Consider the following 16635-nt stretch of genomic DNA (forward strand, 5'->3'; position numbering starts at 1 on the left):
GCTCAGGCCAGGTCGCCGACGAACTGCTTGAGCCAGACGCGCAACTCCGGGCCGAGGTCGTCGCGGTCGACGGCGAGCTGGACGATGGCCTTGATGTAGTCGAGGCGGTCGCCCGTGTCGTAGCGGCGGCCGCGGAACACGACGCCGTAGACGCCGCCGGTGTTCTCGGCATCCGCGGCCATCACCTCGAGGGCGTCGGTCAGCTGGATCTCGCCGCCCTTGCCGGGGGGCGTGTTCTCGAGCACCTCGAAGATCTCGGGCTTCAGCACGTAGCGGCCGATGATCGCGTAGTTCGACGGCGCTTCCTCGGCGCTCGGCTTCTCGACGAGGCCGGTGATGCGCACGACATCCGGGTTCTCGGTGAGCTCGATCGCCGCGGCACCGTACATGTGGATGTTCTCGGGCTCGACCTCGAGCAGGGCGACGATGGTGGCGTTGCGTGCCACCTGCTCGTCGAGCATGCGCTCGAGCAGCACATCACGGGCATCGATGATGTCATCGCCGAGCAGCACGGCGAACGGGGCGTTGCCGACGTGCATCTTGGCCCGCAGGACGGCGTGGCCGAGGCCGAGCGGGTCGCCCTGGCGCACGTAGTGCATGTCGGCCAGCTCGGTGGACTCCATCACCTTGGCCAGCCGGGTGGTGTCACCCTTCTTCTCGAGCGTCGCCTCGAGCTCGGTCATCCGGTCGAAGTGGTTCTCGAGCGCGTTCTTGTTGCGCCCCGTGATCATCAGAACGTCGTGCAGGCCCGCGTTCACGGCCTCCTCGACGACGTACTGGATGGCGGGCTTGTCGACGACGGGGAGCATCTCCTTCGGCATCGCCTTGGTCGCCGGCAGGAACCTGGTCCCCATTCCTGCGGCGGGGATGACGGCTTTCGTTGCGCGAACACTCATACCGGCAAGCGTACCCACTCCCCCACACGAGCGCGCGACCGCCCTCCGTTCAGGGGGCGGCGTGTCCCGTCTGGGCGTTCCTCCAGCCCGGTGCAGGCGCAGCGCCTAAGATGGGGCCATGTCCCCCGATCCCACGTTGGCCAAGCGCGCACTGCGCGCGGAGCTCCGCGAGCGGCGCCAGAACCTCTCGCAGCGCGAGCGCGACATTGCAACGGCCGGGCTGACCGCGAACCTCGAGGCCATCACCACCGACCTCTCCGCCCGGTCCATCTCCTGCTTCCTCTCCACTCCGATGGAGCCGAACACGCGCCCGTTCATCAACTGGGCCGAAGCGCAGGGCATCCGCGTGCTGTTCCCCATCTCGCGCGACGACGGCCTGCTCGATTGGACGGTCGGCGAGGAGAGCGTCGAGACCGAGGGCCTCTTCGGCATGCCGGAGGCTGTGGGTGAGCTGCTCGGGCCGATCGCGATCAACGATGTCGACCTGATCATCGTGCCGGCGGCATCCGTCGACAAGTCCGGCATGCGCATGGGCTGGGGACGCGGTTATTTCGACAAGACGCTCGGCTCGATGGAGAATTGTCCTCCGGTGTATGCGGTCATCTTCGACAGCGAGTTCGTTGACGAGGTGCCGCGCGAGCTGCACGACCAACCGGTCAACGGCGTCGTCACCCCCACCCGCATCGTCAGTTTCTAATCCTCTGCCGCACACGCGGCGCCACCCCGCATCCACACAGCACGGAGACTCAGTGCCCACCTATTCCTACCGTTGCACCGAGTGCGACAACGCCTTTGACATCCACCAGGCTTTCACCGACGACTCGCTGACGGTGTGCGAGGTGTGCAGCGGCAAGCTGCGCAAGGTGTTCAACAGCATCGGCGTCACCTTCAACGGCAGCGGCTTCTACCGCACAGACTCGCGTTCCGGCGGCAGCTCGCTGCCCGCGGCGCCTTCTTCGACGAACGCCGGCACGTCCGCACCGGCGGCGGCCGCGCCCTCGGCTAGCGTTTCCAGTGGGCCATCGGCGCCGAAGAGCGCCGCGCCCTCCAACTAAGCCTCGGCCACCGAAAAGGGGATCGGAACACATGCTCAAGGGATTCCGCGAATTCATCATGCGCGGCAACGTCATCGACCTGGCGGTTGCCGTGGTCATCGGCGCGGCGTTCACCGGCGTCGTCAACTCGATCGTCGCCAACCTGTTCACGCCGCTGATCGGGGCAATCTTCGACGCGGAGAGCCTCGATGAGGCGATGATCCTCCCGTTGCCCGGCGGCGGCGGCCTGAAGTTCGGTGCCGTTCTGGGCTCGATCATCACCTTCCTGATCGTTGCGGCTGTCGTCTACTTCGTCTTCGTGCTCCCCATCAACAAGATGAAGGAGATGCAGGAGGCCAAGCGCAAGGCGGGCGTCGAAGACGCCGCCGACGTTGCCGCCCCCGTCACCGAGCTTGACCTGCTCACCGAGATCCGCGACGCGCTCGTGGCCAGCGAGGACAAGCAGCTCCGCTAGCTCTCGCCACACGTACACGCGCGCCGACCGCCTTCTGGTGGTCGGCGCGCGTGCGTGTGCGGGCTACCAGTGCGGCGGTTTGTCGGCGCGCAGCCGGGCGTCGTTGGGGCCGGCTGCCGAGGGGCCGGATGCCGCGGCACCCGTGCCCGGCGCATCGAAGACGGTGTCGGCGTGCAGGATCGGCGACTCCGGGCTCGCGTCGGTTCCGGCCACGGGCGTCAACCGGGAGCGGCGGCTGGTTCCCGGAACCTTCTCCACCCACTGCCGGGGGCCGGCGTTCTTGTCATTCATCGCTTCCAGCCTACGCGCCCGCCGGACGGGGGTTCCGACAGGCTCGACCGGCGGGCCCACCCAGCGTGCGGGGCTAGCGGGCGGGCGTGAAGCCCAGCACGGCCGCGACGCGGGCCGCGACGGCGTCCGGGTCGCTGAACAGCTCGAAGCTGTGCACGCGCAGGTAGTGCCAGCCGAGCCGGCGCAGAACCTCGGGCTTCAGTCGCAGCGACTCGCGCAGGCTGGACGTGCCGATGGCGCCATCCGTCTCCACGACGAGCGCGCGCCCCTCGTGCGAGGCAGCCAGCGCCAGCTTGCCGCGGTGCCCCAGCTCGACCCGGATGCCCATCTTCTGCAGGCGCGCGGCGAGGTCCAGCAGCATCGGCTCGCTGTCGTCGGGCAGGTGCACCTCCGCCTCGCGGGCCTCCGTCTGGCTGAGCACCTGCGAGAGGGCGAGGATGCCGTGGCGCTGCCTGTCCTCGTCGATGTCCTCCGGGCGGAAGCAGGAGACGATGTCCATGGCGCGGCGGGCGCGGGTCATGCCGACGGCCAGCAGGCGGTCGCCGCCCGGCTCGCCGAGGGCCCCGAAGTTGGAGAGCAGGCGCCCGTGCGGGGTGCGGCCGTAGCCGATCGAGAAGATGACCCGGTCGCGGCTCTGCGCCACCGACTGCTCGAGGGTGAGCACGGTGAACGGCTCGGCACGGTCGCCGAGGATGAAGTCGCTGAGGTCGGTGCGCTTGGCAAAGGCGGCGAGCACCGACTGGTGCACCCGCACCGCGTGCCGGTTGCTGGCGGTGATCACCATGAGCGATTCCCGTGGCCGGTTCATGGCGTGGTCGAGCACCAGGGCGACGACCTCGGCGACCTCGGCGTCCACGCTCTCCACGGCGCCGGTGTCGGCATCCGGCATGCCGTGGCCGCCGCTGACGTAGTGCAGCGCCAGGCTGCCGTGCCCGAGGAAGCTGCCCGCCCAGGGCAGCGAGTCGATGCGGCCGCCGTAGAAGCGGCGGTTCACCAGCTCGGCGAGGTCCTCGCCGCCGGCGCGGTAGCTGCGGGTGAGGGTCAGCGTGGGCAGCAGCTCGCCGAGCCGGGCCAGCGCAGAGTCGGCGTGCAGCGCGTCGACGGCACTGCGGTTCTCCGGCGTCTGCTCCTCGGCTTGCACGGCCGGGGTCTGGTCGGCCAGCGCGGCCTCGCTGATGGCCGTCGCGAACGGCGCCGGCGACTGCGTCACCGGGTCGCCGAAGGCCACCAGCTGCTTGCCGCGGCGGATCGCGCCGAGGTTCTCGGCGAAGGTCGTCGCGCCGGCATCCACCAGCATCACGGTGTCGAAGGCGATGCGGTCGGTGATCTCGGCGACCTCGTAGGGCGAGGCGAGCCAGACCGGTGCCAGCACGCGGGAGAGGTGCGGTGCCGCGTCGTGCAGCGAGGCGGGCGTCGTGCGCTCGGTGCGCAGCAGCTGGCGCAGCGCGTCGGCCTCCTCCGGCCAGTCGACGACGCCGATCTTCCACGTCTCGGCCAGCAGCCAGGCCAGCTGGGCGCCGGACGCCCCGGCGTGCGCCTCGTCGACCAGGCGGAAGTCGGCCTCCAGCCTGTCCAGCACGTGCGTGTTCGCGTTCAGCAGCGCCTTGTCGTTGCCGAGCATCGACTCGAGCACGGACTGCCACCAGGCCAGCTCCAGCTCGGCGGCGACGGCGGCCTCCGGAACGTGGCGCTGGGAGAGGTCCATCAGCAGCGGGTCGAGGGCGAGCTCGCGCAGCTGCCCGAGGATCGCGGTGCGCTCCTGCAGGTTGGCGAGCACCTCGGACTCGGCGGCGAGCCCGCTGAGCGCGCTGGTCAGCTCGCCGATGGGGCGCGAGGCCAGCTGCCTGGCCGTGCCGGTCACGCCGAGGGGCGCGTCGAGCTTGGCCAGGTCCTCCGCCACCCGGGTGTACGCCACGTGCACATCGGCGATGCCGACGGGCACCTCGGGCGTCGACCCGGCGACCACGTAGCGCTGCCACAGCGTGCGCTGCTGCTGGATGCGCTTGAGCGAGTCGTTCATGTCTGTCACGTGCACGCCGGGGCGCAGGTACTCCTGGGCGAGCTTCTTCAGCCGGCGCCGGTTGGCGCCGGACATCTCTGGCGACTCCCGGCGGGGGGACGTCGCTGCGATGACCTCGCCGAGCGGGCGGTCGAACACGGCGGGCTGGAACTTGTCCAGGCTCTCGCGCATGTCGAGCAGCAGGCGCAGGTAGATGCCGAGCTCCGCCACCGACTCGAACGGGCGCAGCCGGGTCTGCGAGATGAGCGCGTTGGCGCGCTCCATCAGGCGGGGCAGCTCGACGCGGTCCAGCTGCTTGGCCAGCTCGTGCGTGGCCGTGGCCTCCACCGTCGAGCTGAACGAGGCGCCGTACCAGGGCGAGTCGCCCGGGCCGTAGCGGAACTCGCCGAGGGCGGCGGCCTTGATCAGGGCGTCGGCGGCCGCGGTACGGTCGTGTGCGAGCGCCTCCAGCGACACCCGGTCGAGGCGGGCGGTCGTCGACGGGGATGTCGGCAGCAGGGCGAGCCTGGCCAGCTCGCCGAGGGCGTCGAGCACCGAGACGCCGAGCGTCGGGTCCTTGCGGGTGAGTGCCCCGCGGTAGTCGAGCAGCACCTTGCGGAGGCGCACCAGGGCGTCGTCGACCTCGCCGACGCTCGGCTGGGCGGCCTTCTCGTTGCGGCCGATCGACTGGATGACGTCGCGGCGCAGCGTGCGGCGGGTGACGGCCAGGCCGTTCAGCCCGACCTGGCCGAGCCGGTGCGTGATGCCGTCCAGGGTGGAGCGGCGGGCGCTCACGACGAGCACGCGTTTGTGCTGGCCGACGAGCGCGCCGAGGGCGTTGACGATGGTCTGCGTTCCACCGGTGCCCGGCAGCGTCTTGACCACGAGCGAGTTGCCCGCCGCGATCTGGGCGACGACGTTCTCCTGCTCGGCGTCCGCGTCCAGCAGCAGGGTGTCCGTGGCCGGCGGGCGGGCGTCCTGGCTGGGCGGCTGCACCGGGGTGTAGGCGGCCTCGATGCCCTGGCGTGCGGCCGGGTTGCCCGCGATCGCGTCGATGACGGGGTGGTCGAGCACGGCGGCATCCGCCGACATGGTGCTGCCCACCTCGACGAAGGAGGACACGACGAGGCGCGGCATGACGTTGAACCAGGGCAGGTGCGAGGTGAGGCCGCGGAGCCTGTCGATCACGGGCTGCGGCTTGAAGGCGCCGTTGCTGAGGGCCAGCGCGACGAAGGCGTCGGCGTCGAGCGAGATCTGGAACTGCTCCTGCAGGGCGCGGGCCAGCGCCGGGTTCAGGTAGGGGGCCCCGGTGAGCTTCAGCTCGTAGTCGCGGCCGTAGCGGCGGATCGCGAGCGGGCGCAGCAGCACGGGGGCGAGGTACTCCTGGTCGCCGTAGCGCCACTGGGCGAGGCCGATGGCCAGGTGCACCGATTCGAGGCCGCGCATCGAGCGCAGCTCGATGCCGCGCTGGGTGATCACGCCGGCGGCGAGGCGGGCGTTGCGCAGGGCCAGCTCGTCGCGGATCAGGCTGGAGAGCATGGTGGTCTTGCCGGTGATGAACTGTGGCAGCCCGCCGGGGTGGGTTACGCTCAGCTCGATGCGGGTGCGGGTGTTGTCGTCGAAGTGCAGCAGCGGCGAGCGCCCGCCGAGGGCGGCCAGCTCGGTGCGCCAGCGTTCCCAGTCGTTCTCGGCGATGTTGCCGGCGACGAGGCTCGGATCTCCCAGGCTCACCGTGTGCGGCGACGCTGTGCGGGCAGGGCCGGGCGCGCTCCCGCCCTCCGTGCCGTCCAGCTCGGACAGGAAGTCTTCTTCGTCGTCGTTCTTCTTATCTACTCGCCACACACCGACACCCTATTTCCCGCGGGTGGCAAAGCCGTGCACGTGAGCGGAGTTTCGCTCAAAGACGTCTCCCGGTGAGCGTTCTCCCAGACTGCCCCTATACCCTTGGGGTATCCGAAGAGAAGGAGTTCAGTGAGCGAGAACACACCCGTCACCGTGATCGTCGGCGGCGTCGCCGGCGGCATGTCGGCCGCCACCAGACTGCGACGCCTCGACGAAGAGCGACAGATCATCGTCGTCGAGCGCGGCGAGCACGTCTCGTTCGCGAACTGCGGCCTGCCGTACCACGTCTCCGGCACCATCGCCTCGCGCGGCTCCCTGCTGCTGCAGACCCCGGCCGCGCTGGCCCAGCGCTTCCGCCTCGACGTGCGCGTGCAGACGGAGGCCGTCGCCATCGACCGCGCCGCCCGCACCATCACGCTGCGCGACGTCGCCACCGGCACGGAGACCAGCCAGCGCTTCGACACCCTCGTGCTCTCCCCCGGCGCGACCCCGAACACCCCGGCCGCTCTCGCCGGCGACGCCCGCGTGCACACGCTGCGCGACGTGGCGGACCTGGACCGCATCATGGAGAGCCTCGCCGCCACGGTCGAGGACGCCCCGCTGCAGAACGCCGTCGTGCTCGGCGGCGGCTACATCGGCGTCGAGCTGGCCGAGAACCTGGTCGCCCGCGGGCTGTCCGTCACGATCGTGCAGCGCGGGCCGCAGCTCCTCTCGCCGCTGGACGCCGAGATGGCCGCGCCCTTCGCCGACCACGTGCTCGAGTCCGGTGTGGCCCTGCGCCTCGGCGTCGAGGTCACCGGCGGCGACGCCGAGTCGCTGACCCTCAGCGACGGCAGCGTGCTGCCCGCCGACCTCGTGTTCTCCGCCATCGGCGTGCGCCCGGCGAGCGGCCTCGCCGCGGAGTCCGGCCTCGCACTCGGCCCACACGGCGGGATCCTGGTCGACGAGCTGCACCGCACCTCCGACCCGGCCATCTTCGCCGTCGGCGATGTGGCCGAGAAGACGGATGCCGCCACCGGCGAGCCCCGCCTGCTGCCACTCGCCGGCCTCGCCAACCGGCACGGCCGCGCCGTCGCCGACACCATCGCCGGCACGGCCACCCCGTCGCCGCGCGCGCTCGGCACCGCCATCGTCGGCTTCCGCGGGCTGACCGCCGCCAGCACCGGCTGGAACGAGCGTGAGCTGCGCGCCCAGGGCCGCTCGGTCCGGGTCATGCACAGCCACCCGCTCTCCCACGCCGGCTACTACCCCGGCGCCCAGATGCTCTCGATCAAGCTGATCGTCGACCCGGCCAGCGACCGCATCCTCGGCGCGCAGGCGGTGGGCCGCGACGGCGTCGACAAGCGCATCGACGTGATCGCGACCGCCATGAGCGCCGGCCTGAGCGCATCCGCCCTGGCCGACCTCGAGCTCGCCTACGCCCCGCAGTACGGCTCGGCCAAGGACCCGGTCAACCTGCTCGGCTACCTGAACCGCAACCGCGCGGCAGGCACCGACGCCACCCTGCAGTGGCACGAGCTGGAGGCGGCGCTGGACTCCGGCGCGTTCCTGCTCGACGTGCGGGCGCCCGGCCAGCTGGCCGAGGGCCTGATCCCCGGCGCCACCCACATCCCGGTGGAGCAGCTGCGCGAGCGCCACCACGAGCTCCCGGCCGGCCGCATCGTCGTGCACTGCCGGGTCGGCCAGGGCGCGCACACCGCCGCCCGGCTGCTGCGCAACCTCGGCCACGACGTCGTCAACCTCGACGGCGGCTACCTCACCTGGCGCGACGCCCAGCGCTCCCACGCGATCCGCGACAACTCCCCCGTTTCCACCCCGACCCCAGAAGGTGCCACACGATGATCGAAATCCAGCCGACCGAACTCGCCGCCATCGACGGCGCCATCATCCTCGACGTGCGCGAGGACCACGAGTTCGCCGAGGTGCGCGCGGCCACCGCCGTGAGCATCCCCATGAGCCAGTTCGTCGAGCGCTTCGACGAGGTGCCGGCCGACGAGACGCTCTACGTGATCTGCGCGGCGGGCGGGCGCAGCGCCCAGGTCGCACAGTACCTGGAGCAGCGCGGCTACGAGGCCGTCAACGTCGCAGGCGGAACCGGCGCCTGGGTCGCCGCAGGCCTGCCCACCCTGACCGGGGCCCCGGCATGATCGAGACGCCCGACGACGCCCAGCGTCGCATCCTCAACCGCCTGAAGCGGGCCCGCGGCCAGCTGAACGCCGTGATCGACTCGGTCGAGCAGGGCGCGGACTGCCGCACCGTCGTCAGCCAGCTCTCCGCCGTCACCGGCGCCCTCGACAAGGCCGGCTTCGCGATCATCTCGACCGCGATGCGCGACTGCGTCACCGCGGATGCCGCGGCATCCGCCCCGACCGATGCGGCCGACCCGGCCGCTCAGCCCCTCACCGTCGGCGAGCTCGAGAAGCTGTTCCTCACCCTCGCCTGATCCATACTGAAACAACGCTCACCCCTCAAGAAAGCGAGCCCATGGCTACCATCGACATCACCGAAGCGACCTTCGACCAGACCATCACCGAGAACGACATCGTGTTCGTCGACTTCTGGGCCGACTGGTGCGGCCCCTGCCGCAACTTCGCCCCGGTCTACACCGCGGCCTCGGAGAAGCACCCCGACGTGGTCTTCGCCAAGGTCGACACCGACGCCAACCAGGGCCTGGCTGCCGCCGCGAACATCACCTCGATCCCGACGCTGATGGCGTTCCGCGACAAGGTGCTGGTGTTCTCCCAGCCCGGCGCACTGCCCGCGAGCGCGTTCAACGAGCTCGTCGACGCCGTCAAGGGCATCGACATGGCCGCTGTGCACGCCGAGATCGCCAAGCAGGACGCGGCCGAGGCCGCACCCGCCGAGGCTGCACCTGCCGAGTAAAGCGGGCAGAATGGGGCGATGCGCCTGCCCTTGGTTGAACTGCACCTGCACCTCGAAGGAACCCTCGAGCCCGAACTGATCTTCGAGCTCGCGGAGCGCAACGGGGTGCAGCTGCCGTGGCGCTCGCTCGAGGAGCTGCGCGCGCAGTACGCGTTCAGCGACCTACAGTCGTTCCTCGACCTGTACTACGTGAACCTCGGCGTCCTGCGCACCCGCGCCGACTTCGCCACGCTGACCACGCGCTACCTGGAGCGGGCGGCGGCGGCCGGGGTGCGGCACGCCGAGGTGTTCTTCGACCCGCAGGCGCACACCATCCGCGGCGTCGCCCTGGACGACGCACTCGGCGGCGTGCAGGAGGCCCTGCAAGAGGGCGCGCGCACGCTCGGCGTCAGCAGCAAGCTGATCGTCACGTTCCTGCGCGACCGCCCCGCCGCCGAGGCGCTGGCGATCCTCCAGCAAATCCTTGCCGGGCCGGTGCCGATCGACGGCATCGGCCTCGACTCGGCCGAGCTCGGCTACCCGCCGGAGCTGTTCGCCGAGGTCTACGCACTCGGCCGGGCCGCGGGCCTCCGCCTCGTCGCGCACGCCGGAGAGGAGGGCCCGCCGGCCTACGTCTGGACGGCGCTGGACCTCCTCGGCGTCGAGCGCGTCGACCACGGCATCCGCAGCCTCGAAGACCCCGCCCTCGTGCAACGCCTTGTCGACGAGCGGATGCCGCTGACGGTCTGCCCGCTCTCCAATGTGCGGTTGCGCGTCGTCGACACGATCGCCGACCACCCGCTGCCCCGGATGCTGGAGCTCGGCCTCTTGGTCACCATCAACTCGGACGACCCCGCCTACTTCGGCGGCTACATCGACGACAACCTGGCGGCCCTGCAGGAGGCCTTCGACCTCAGCGCGGCCGAGCGCGCGCTGCTCGCCCGCAACGGCGTCGAGGCGTCCTTCCTCGACCCGGCCGGCAAGGCGGCCCTGTACGCCGACATCGACGCCTGGTTGGCCGCCCAGCCGTAACCGCCAGAGCCAGTTGCGCAGTGCCCGTCGCGCTCAGAGCCAGTTTCGCTTCTTGAACACCCAGTAGAGCCCGAAGCCCATCGCCGCCATCAGCCCCACGGCGAACGGGTAGCCCAGGGCCCAGTGCAGCTCCGGCATCACGTCGAAGTTCATGCCGTAGACGCTGGCGATGAGGGTCGGGGCGAAGAGGATCGCGGCCCAGCTGGAGATCTTCTTGACCTCCTCGCTCTGGGCGATGCTCGTCTCGGAGAGGTGGCGCATCTCCTCGTTCTGGCGCTGCCCGACCACCGTCAGGTGCACGGTCAGGGCGTCCTGCAGCAGCTGGCGGTAGGTGGCCACCCGGTCACCGATCGGGATGACGTGGTCGAGCACGTCGCGCAGGTGCCGCTGCAGCTCGAGGTCGACGTTGTACTTGTCGACGCCGCCCTGCAATGCCTCGATCATCGCGCGCAGCGGGGCGATTCCGCGTTGGAACTCGATCACCTCGCGGGAGAGCCCGAAGATGCGCCGGGAGACGTCGATGGACTCGCTGAACAGCTCGTCCTCGATCTCGTCGATGTCGTTCTCCAGGCCGGCCACGACCGGGCCGTACTCGTCGACCACCTGGTCGAGCACGGCGTAGAGCACGGCCTCCGGCCCGAAGCGCAGCAGCTCGGGCGCGCCCTCGAGGCGGCGCCGCACGGCGGCCAGGTCCGGTGACTCCGCGTGCCTGATCGTGATGACGAAGTCTGGCCCGACGAACATGTGCAGCTCGCCGAACTCGACCTCCTCCTCGGCGTCGAGGTAGCGGGCCGGGCGCAGCACCACGAACAGGCAGTCGCCGTAGCGCTCGAGCTTGGCCCGTTGGTGCCCGTTCAGCGCGTCGGCGACGGCCAGGTGGTGCAGCCCGAACTCGGCGGCGACGGCGTGAATCTCCTCCGTCGTCGGGCGGTACAGCCCGATCCAGGCGAAGCCGCCGGACTCGCGCATGTCCTCGAAGGTCTCGTCGAGGCTCTCCGGGGTCTTCACCCTCATGCCGTCGCGGTAGATGCCGTTGTCAACCAATGCCATGGCGTGTTCCTTCCGAGGCGGAGGGAGCGCGCGTCGGGGCGTTCGCCGAACGGAGAGCGGATGCCGCCAGCCCCCAGACTATCGGCGCTACTCGCCGGGGAACGCCTTCGAGCAGGTGCTCTGCGCGCCCGTCTGGCCGGTGAGCCCCGGCACGACGGGCGCCCCGGTCGCGGCCGGGTCGGTGGGGTTCGCGGTCGCGCTGGGGTCGGCGGGCGCGCTCGGCTCGGCGGTCGGCGTCTCCCCGCCTCCCTGCAGCTCGACACCGTTGCCCACGGAATCCGGGGCCAGGCTGAACGCCTGGTCGTTCGCGATCATCGACATAAGCTCGTCGGCCAGGGGTTGCTCCGGCTGCACCTTGCCCGAGAAGTCGGTGGAGTCGACGACGGGGAACTGCACGAAGACGACGTTGTCGAGCGGGATGTCCTTGAGACTCAGCGCCAGCGCGATCATCGCGGCCGGCTCGGCCAGCGAGGTCGAGAACGTCATGTGGTCGGCGGCGACACGGGCCAGGCTGTAGAGCTTGGCCGGGTTGTTGAGCGTGGAATCCGAGCGCACCGTGCGCAGCAGCGAGGCCATGAAGGACTGCTGGTTCGAGATGCGCGAGAGGTCGCTGCGGTCGCCGATCGAGTAGCGCGTGCGCAGGAACGCCAGCGCCGTGGCACCGGAGATGACGCTCTCGCCGGCGGGCAGGTCGAGGTTCGCCCCCGGGTCCACGAGCGGCGCCGCCAGGCAGACGGGCACCCCGCCGACGGCGTCGCTCAGGGCGATCACGCCATTGAACGACACGAGGCCCGCGTAGCCGATGTCGATGCCGGTGACGCTCGAGACGGTGTTGACGATGCACGCCAGGCCGCCGCGCTCGTAGGCGTCGTTGAGCGGCTCTGCCGACGTCTCGCCGAAGGTCTCCCCGGTGTCGGGGTTCGTGCACTCCGGCTGCGGGATCACCAGGTCTCGCGGCAGGGTCAGCGCCACCGCGTTCTGGTGGTCGGCCGACACGTGCAACAGGATGTTCACGTCGTTGAGGGTGGCGTCGCGCACGCCGAAGGCGTCGCCCTGGTTGGCGTCGTTGTCCGTGCCGACGATGAGCATGTTGAAGCCGCCCTCGATGGCGCCGATCCCCGGCGGCGGGGGCGGCGGCGTCGAGCCGGGGAGCGAGATGTCGACGGCGTTCGACTTCACCTGGTTGAGCGTGTCGAAGACCGCGTAGGCCCCGACGGCAGCGGAGGCGATGAGCAGAATGGCGAGCGCGCTGGCCGTGAACTTCACCAGCTCCCGGCCGGGGCTCTGGGGGCGCTGACGGCCGTGTCGGACGGGTCTCCCCGGCGCGGCTTGCGCCACGTCGTCACCGACCGTCTCACTCACCGCTGGTTCCCTCCGCCATGCCCCGCTGCATCCGTTAAACATGACAATACAGTTCTCGTCCCCCGTTGCGGCTGTAGATCTGCCGGTCGCTCAGGTGTCGGCAGGGGGAGGATCGCCTAGGGTCGGTTCTAGGCACTTCCCGGTGCGATCAGCCCGATAGAACGGATCCCCCATGACTTCTCCCCGTGTTGCGCTCAGCGCAGCGGAACTCGACTCCCTCAGCGCCGACGTCCTCGTGCTCGGCGCCGTCTCGGGCTCCGACGGCCCCGTGCTGCTCGGCGACGCGCCCGCCGTCGAAGAGATCACCGCCCAGTTCGCCACCTTCGGCTTCGGCGGCAAGGCCGACGAGCTGCTCCGCCTGCCCACGGAGGACCCGTCGTTCGGCAGCGTGGCCATCATCGGGCTGGGCGCGGATGCCGGCACCGACGCGGTGCGGAACGCGGCCGCCTCCGCCGTGCGCCAGCTGGCCGGCGCCGAGTCGCTCGTGCTCGACCTCGGCATCAACAGCGTCGCCGACACCGTCGCCGCGTTCGAGGGCGCGACGCTCGGCGCCTACGCGTTCAACGCGTTCCGTGGCAAGACGAAGGACGCCCAGAAGCCGACCGCGGCCTCCGTCACCATCCTCAGCCCGACCGCGGTGCCCGCCGAGGCGCTGGAGCGGGTCGACGTGCTGGCGGATGCCGTCAACTTCGTGAAGGACCTGACGAACACCCCCGGCGCCGAGCTGTTCCCGGCCTCCTTCGCCGCGGCCGCCGAGCGCGCAGCAGAGGGCCTGCCGGTCACCGTCGAGGTGTGGGACGAGGCTCGGCTCTCCGAGGAGGGCTGCGGCGGCATCCTCGGCGTCGGCCAGGGCTCCTCCCGCCTGCCGCGCCTGGTCAAGGTGAGCTACAACCCGGCCGGGGCGGCGAAGCACCTCGCCTTCGTCGGCAAGGGCATCACCTTCGACACCGGCGGAAACTCGATGAAGCCGGCCGACTTCATGCTCACCATGCACCACGACATGGCCGGCGCCGCCACCGTGCTCGCGGCGACCATCGCCGCCGCCCGGCTGCAGCTGAACGTGCGCGTCACCGCCTGGCTGTGCATCGCCGAGAACCTCGTTTCCAGCACCTCCATCCGCCCGAACGACGTGCTGACCATGCGCGACGGCACCACCGTCGAGGTGCTGAACACCGATGCAGAGGGGCGTCTGGTCATGGCCGACGGCCTGGCGCTGGCCAGCGAGGAGTACCCGGACGCGATCATCGACGTCGCCACCCTCACCGGAGCGGTGATCGTGGCGCTCGGCCGCCGCACCGCCGCGGTGATGGGCGAGACCGGCCTCGTCACCAGCGTCGTCGAGGCGGGCCAGACCGCCGGAGAGGCGCACTGGCCGATGCCGCTGCCCGGCGAGCTGCGCGGCCTGCTCGACTCCCGCTTCGCCGACCTGGCCAACCTCAACCCCTCCGTGCGCGATGGCGGATCACTGCTCGCCGGCGTGTTCCTGCGTGAGTTCGTGGGCAAGACCGCCGACGGCTCCGGCACCATCCCCTGGGCGCACCTGGACATCGCCGGCACCGGCACCAACAACGGGGCGGCCTACGGCGTCACCAGCACCGGCGGCACCGGCGCCTCGGTCCGCACGCTGGTCACCGTGCTGGAGGACTTCGCCGGCTAGCCGGCACCGGCCGCCGACGGTGTTGCCGCGCTACTCGCGCGGCAGCACCGTCAGCACCCGCCGGATGTGGTCGCGGAACTCGGTCATGAAGTTGGCGAGGAACACCGAGGTGCTCTCGATCAGCACCTCGCCGCTCTCGGCGAACATCTCCGGCGTGTAGTGGATGTACGCCTCGGGCGCAGTCATCTGGCGGGCGTTGACGAAGCTGAGCACCCCGCGCAGACTCTGCTGCGCGACCGCCGTGCCGATGGAGCCGATGGAGGCGCCGATCACCGCGGCCGGGATGTGGTCGAAGGAGTTCTGCCCCCACGGCCGGGATGCCCAGTCGATCGCGTTCTTCAGGCCGCCCGGGATGGAGCGGTTGTACTCCGGGGTGATGAAGAGCACGGCATCCGAACGGCCGATCGCGTCTTTCAGCGCCCGCGCCTCCGGCGGGAAGTCGGCGTCGTAGTCGGCGCTGTACAGCGGCAGCCCGCCGATCGGGATCTCCGTCAGCTCCAGGTCTTTCGGCGCGAGCGCCACCAGCGCCTTCGACAGCGTCCGGTTGATAGACGTTGAGGAGAGGCTCCCCACGAAATAGCCAACCTTGTATGTGCTCATGGTTACTCCTTCGGCGCCTCAGGGGGCGCGACACGGGGTCATCGTACGCTCGGCGCCTCCGTGCGGCCACAGATCGGGCGGCCACGAAATAGGGAGAAAATACCGATGCCCCCGCCTCGACCTCCCCGCAATGCTTGACGGTTGATGGCTTCGCGGCCGGGCCCTCGCCCGGTGCGCGCGGGATGGTGAGCCGTGCTGAGTGCGACGTTCAAGGGGATGCCGGCCGTGCAGCCCGCTCGGGTTGACTCCCGGGCTTCGGGCGCTGCGCTGCTCCTTCGTCGCGGCGCGGCCCCCTCCAGCCGACGTGGAGAGAGGCGCGGCCCCCTCCAGCCGACGTGCACCTCCCCGTTGGCTCGAGGGAGCGCCAGCGGATCCGGCGCAGGGGCCTCAGGCGGGCCAGACCTCCTGGGTGTCGTGGGTGACGCGCGCCAGGTTCTCCGGGATCGGCTCGACGCCGAGGCCCGGGCCCTGCGGCACGTCGATGTGGCCATCGCGCAGCACGAACGGCTCGGTGATGTCCTCCCTGTAGAACCGGTCGGAGGCCGAGATGTCGCCGGGCAGCGAGAAGCCGTCGAGGGCGGCGAGGGCGGCGTTCGCCGCCCGGCCCAGGCCGGTCTCCAGCATGCCGCCGCACCACACGGCCACGCCGTGTGCGCGGGAGAGGTCGTGGATGCGCTTGGCCTCGAGGTAGCCGCCGACCCGGCCCGGCTTGATGTTGATGACGGATGCCGCGCCGAGCGTGATGGCGTCTGCCGCATCCTTGGCCGACTCGATCGACTCGTCCAGGCAGATCGGGGTCGACATGGCCGTGGCGAGCTTCGCGTGCTGCACCAGGTCGTCCTCGGCGAGCGGCTGCTCGATCAACAGCAGGCCGTAGTCGTCGAGGCGGCGCAGGTGCTGGGCGTCCGCGAGCGTGTATGCCGCGTTCGCGTCGACCTGCAGCAGCACCTCATCGCCGAACTGCTGGCGCACGGCGGCGACGGGCGCCAGGTCCCAGCCGGGCTGGATCTTCAGCTTGATGCGCACGTAGCCCTCGTCGAGGTAGCCGCCGACGGCGCCCAGCAGGGCGTCCACGGAGGGCTGGATGCCGACAGAGACGCCGGCGGGCACCCGGGTGCGGGTGGCGCCGAAGTAGCGGGCAAACGACTCCCCGCGGGCGCGCAGCTCCGCGTCGAGCACGGCCATCTCGATCGCGGCCTTCGCCATCCGGTGTCCGACGACCTTCTCGAGCAGCGCGCCGACGGTCTCGGCGGTGACCTCGCGGCCCTCCGCCTGCACCCGGGCGAGCATGGGCAGCAGGTAGAGCTGGATCATGCGCTTGGCGCCATCGATGTACTCGGGCGAGTAGAGCGGCTCGCCGAGTGCGACGCACTCGCCCCAGCCGACGACGTCGACCCGGCCGTTCGGCGTCGGCACGCTGCCGGCGACGCGCAGCACCAGAGTGTTGCGCTCGGTCTGGGTGCTGAACGAGGTGGTGAACGGGGAGACGAGCGGGAGCCTGAGCTCGCGCAGTTCGACGGATTCGATGAGCATGG

At 70.8% G+C, this 16635-nt stretch carries 16 protein-coding genes; 9 read left to right on the forward strand and 7 right to left on the reverse strand.

All coding sequences use genetic code 11. From position 1 onward, the window contains the following. Positions 1 to 2: 2 nt before the first annotated feature. Positions 3 to 896: a UTP--glucose-1-phosphate uridylyltransferase GalU gene (galU, locus tag BLT62_RS15100; protein ID WP_083364802.1), complete on the reverse strand. Its 894-nt coding sequence runs from the start codon at positions 894 to 896 to the stop codon at positions 3 to 5. A gap of 118 nt (positions 897 to 1014) precedes the next feature. Here galU and BLT62_RS15105 point away from each other — a divergent pair, with 118 nt between their 5' ends. The 3 genes from BLT62_RS15105 to mscL are packed head-to-tail and all read left to right on the forward strand — an operon-like array spanning position 1015 to position 2405. Next, positions 1015 to 1593 carry a 5-formyltetrahydrofolate cyclo-ligase gene (locus tag BLT62_RS15105; protein ID WP_083364803.1) on the forward strand — a complete coding sequence of 193 codons (579 nt, stop codon included), beginning with the start codon at positions 1015 to 1017 and terminating at the stop codon, positions 1591 to 1593. Positions 1594 to 1645: 52 nt separating this feature from the next. Next, positions 1646 to 1951, forward strand: coding sequence for an FmdB family zinc ribbon protein (locus tag BLT62_RS15110; RefSeq protein ID WP_083364804.1), 306 nt, complete (start codon positions 1646 to 1648; stop codon positions 1949 to 1951). 31 nt (positions 1952 to 1982) lie between these two features. Continuing rightward, complete coding sequence (gene mscL / locus BLT62_RS15115) at positions 1983 to 2405, forward strand: large conductance mechanosensitive channel protein MscL (protein WP_083364805.1); 423 nt, start codon at positions 1983 to 1985, stop codon at positions 2403 to 2405. Between the two features lie 63 nt (positions 2406 to 2468). Here the strand turns inward: mscL and BLT62_RS15120 are convergent, their stop codons facing one another. Next, entirely contained in the window at positions 2469 to 2696 is a 228-nt protein-coding gene (locus BLT62_RS15120) for a hypothetical protein (protein ID WP_083364806.1), read from the reverse strand. 73 nt (positions 2697 to 2769) lie between these two features. Then, on the reverse strand, positions 2770 to 6495 hold the full coding sequence (locus BLT62_RS15125) for an AAA family ATPase (protein ID WP_231919448.1): 3726 nt from the start codon (positions 6493 to 6495) through the stop codon (positions 2770 to 2772). A 171-nt stretch (positions 6496 to 6666) separates the two neighbouring features. On the opposite strand from BLT62_RS15125, the gene BLT62_RS15130 reads away from it, so the two are divergent. Genes BLT62_RS15130 through BLT62_RS15150 form a run of 5 tightly spaced genes read left to right on the forward strand, consistent with a single transcriptional unit; the run spans position 6667 to position 10431 of the window. Further along, a complete protein-coding gene (locus BLT62_RS15130; protein ID WP_172829728.1) occupies positions 6667 to 8379 on the forward strand; it encodes an FAD-dependent oxidoreductase in 1713 nt (570 codons plus the stop codon). Then, entirely contained in the window at positions 8376 to 8684 is a 309-nt protein-coding gene (locus BLT62_RS15135) for a rhodanese-like domain-containing protein (RefSeq protein WP_083364808.1), read from the forward strand. Before BLT62_RS15130 ends, BLT62_RS15135 begins: the two co-directional genes overlap by 4 nt. Beyond that, the gene (locus tag BLT62_RS15140) at positions 8681 to 8980 is read left to right on the forward strand and encodes a metal-sensitive transcriptional regulator (RefSeq protein ID WP_083364809.1); all 300 of its coding nucleotides are present in this window, start codon (positions 8681 to 8683) and stop codon (positions 8978 to 8980) included. Before BLT62_RS15135 ends, BLT62_RS15140 begins: the two co-directional genes overlap by 4 nt. Positions 8981 to 9021: 41 nt before the next feature. Then, complete coding sequence (gene trxA / locus BLT62_RS15145) at positions 9022 to 9420, forward strand: thioredoxin (protein WP_083364810.1); 399 nt, start codon at positions 9022 to 9024, stop codon at positions 9418 to 9420. A gap of 18 nt (positions 9421 to 9438) precedes the next feature. Then, positions 9439 to 10431 carry an adenosine deaminase gene (locus tag BLT62_RS15150; protein ID WP_083364811.1) on the forward strand — a complete coding sequence of 331 codons (993 nt, stop codon included), beginning with the start codon at positions 9439 to 9441 and terminating at the stop codon, positions 10429 to 10431. A 33-nt stretch (positions 10432 to 10464) separates the two neighbouring features. Here BLT62_RS15150 and BLT62_RS15155 read toward each other — a convergent pair whose 3' ends face one another. Then, positions 10465 to 11481 carry a magnesium and cobalt transport protein CorA gene (locus BLT62_RS15155; protein ID WP_083364812.1) on the reverse strand — a complete coding sequence of 339 codons (1017 nt, stop codon included), beginning with the start codon at positions 11479 to 11481 and terminating at the stop codon, positions 10465 to 10467. Positions 11482 to 11568: 87 nt separating this feature from the next. Next, on the reverse strand, positions 11569 to 12843 hold the full coding sequence (locus tag BLT62_RS15160) for an LCP family protein (protein WP_231919247.1): 1275 nt from the start codon (positions 12841 to 12843) through the stop codon (positions 11569 to 11571). 172 nt (positions 12844 to 13015) lie between these two features. On the opposite strand from BLT62_RS15160, the gene BLT62_RS15165 reads away from it, so the two are divergent. After that, the gene (locus BLT62_RS15165) at positions 13016 to 14500 is read left to right on the forward strand and encodes a leucyl aminopeptidase (protein ID WP_083364814.1); all 1485 of its coding nucleotides are present in this window, start codon (positions 13016 to 13018) and stop codon (positions 14498 to 14500) included. Positions 14501 to 14530: 30 nt separating this feature from the next. Here BLT62_RS15165 and BLT62_RS15170 read toward each other — a convergent pair whose 3' ends face one another. Continuing rightward, positions 14531 to 15100 carry an NADPH-dependent FMN reductase gene (locus BLT62_RS15170; RefSeq protein WP_083364815.1) on the reverse strand — a complete coding sequence of 190 codons (570 nt, stop codon included), beginning with the start codon at positions 15098 to 15100 and terminating at the stop codon, positions 14531 to 14533. Between the two features lie 387 nt (positions 15101 to 15487). Beyond that, positions 15488 to 16633 carry an o-succinylbenzoate synthase gene (menC, locus tag BLT62_RS15175; RefSeq protein ID WP_083364816.1) on the reverse strand — a complete coding sequence of 382 codons (1146 nt, stop codon included), beginning with the start codon at positions 16631 to 16633 and terminating at the stop codon, positions 15488 to 15490. Between the last annotated feature and the right edge of the window lie 2 nt (positions 16634 to 16635).

This window comes from Microterricola viridarii, assembly GCF_900104895.1.
Lineage (GTDB): Bacteria > Actinomycetota > Actinomycetes > Actinomycetales > Microbacteriaceae > Microterricola > Microterricola viridarii.

Excerpts from the sequence above, each read along its gene's own strand:
- galU (WP_083364802.1), bottom strand. The coding sequence starts at position 896 with ATGAGTGTTCGCGCAACGAAAGCCGTCATCCCCGCCGCAGGAATGGGG.
- BLT62_RS15105 (WP_083364803.1), top strand. The coding sequence starts at position 1,015 with ATGTCCCCCGATCCCACGTTGGCCAAGCGCGCACTGCGCGCGGAGCTC.
- mscL (WP_083364805.1), top strand. The coding sequence starts at position 1,983 with ATGCTCAAGGGATTCCGCGAATTCATCATGCGCGGCAACGTCATCGAC.
- BLT62_RS15120 (WP_083364806.1), bottom strand. The coding sequence starts at position 2,696 with ATGAATGACAAGAACGCCGGCCCCCGGCAGTGGGTGGAGAAGGTTCCG.
- BLT62_RS15135 (WP_083364808.1), top strand. The coding sequence starts at position 8,376 with ATGATCGAAATCCAGCCGACCGAACTCGCCGCCATCGACGGCGCCATC.
- BLT62_RS15140 (WP_083364809.1), top strand. The coding sequence starts at position 8,681 with ATGATCGAGACGCCCGACGACGCCCAGCGTCGCATCCTCAACCGCCTG.
- trxA (WP_083364810.1), top strand. The coding sequence starts at position 9,022 with ATGGCTACCATCGACATCACCGAAGCGACCTTCGACCAGACCATCACC.
- BLT62_RS15150 (WP_083364811.1), top strand. The coding sequence starts at position 9,439 with ATGCGCCTGCCCTTGGTTGAACTGCACCTGCACCTCGAAGGAACCCTC.
- BLT62_RS15155 (WP_083364812.1), bottom strand. The coding sequence starts at position 11,481 with ATGGCATTGGTTGACAACGGCATCTACCGCGACGGCATGAGGGTGAAG.
- BLT62_RS15165 (WP_083364814.1), top strand. The coding sequence starts at position 13,016 with ATGACTTCTCCCCGTGTTGCGCTCAGCGCAGCGGAACTCGACTCCCTC.
- BLT62_RS15170 (WP_083364815.1), bottom strand. The coding sequence starts at position 15,100 with ATGAGCACATACAAGGTTGGCTATTTCGTGGGGAGCCTCTCCTCAACG.
- menC (WP_083364816.1), bottom strand. The coding sequence starts at position 16,633 with ATGCTCATCGAATCCGTCGAACTGCGCGAGCTCAGGCTCCCGCTCGTC.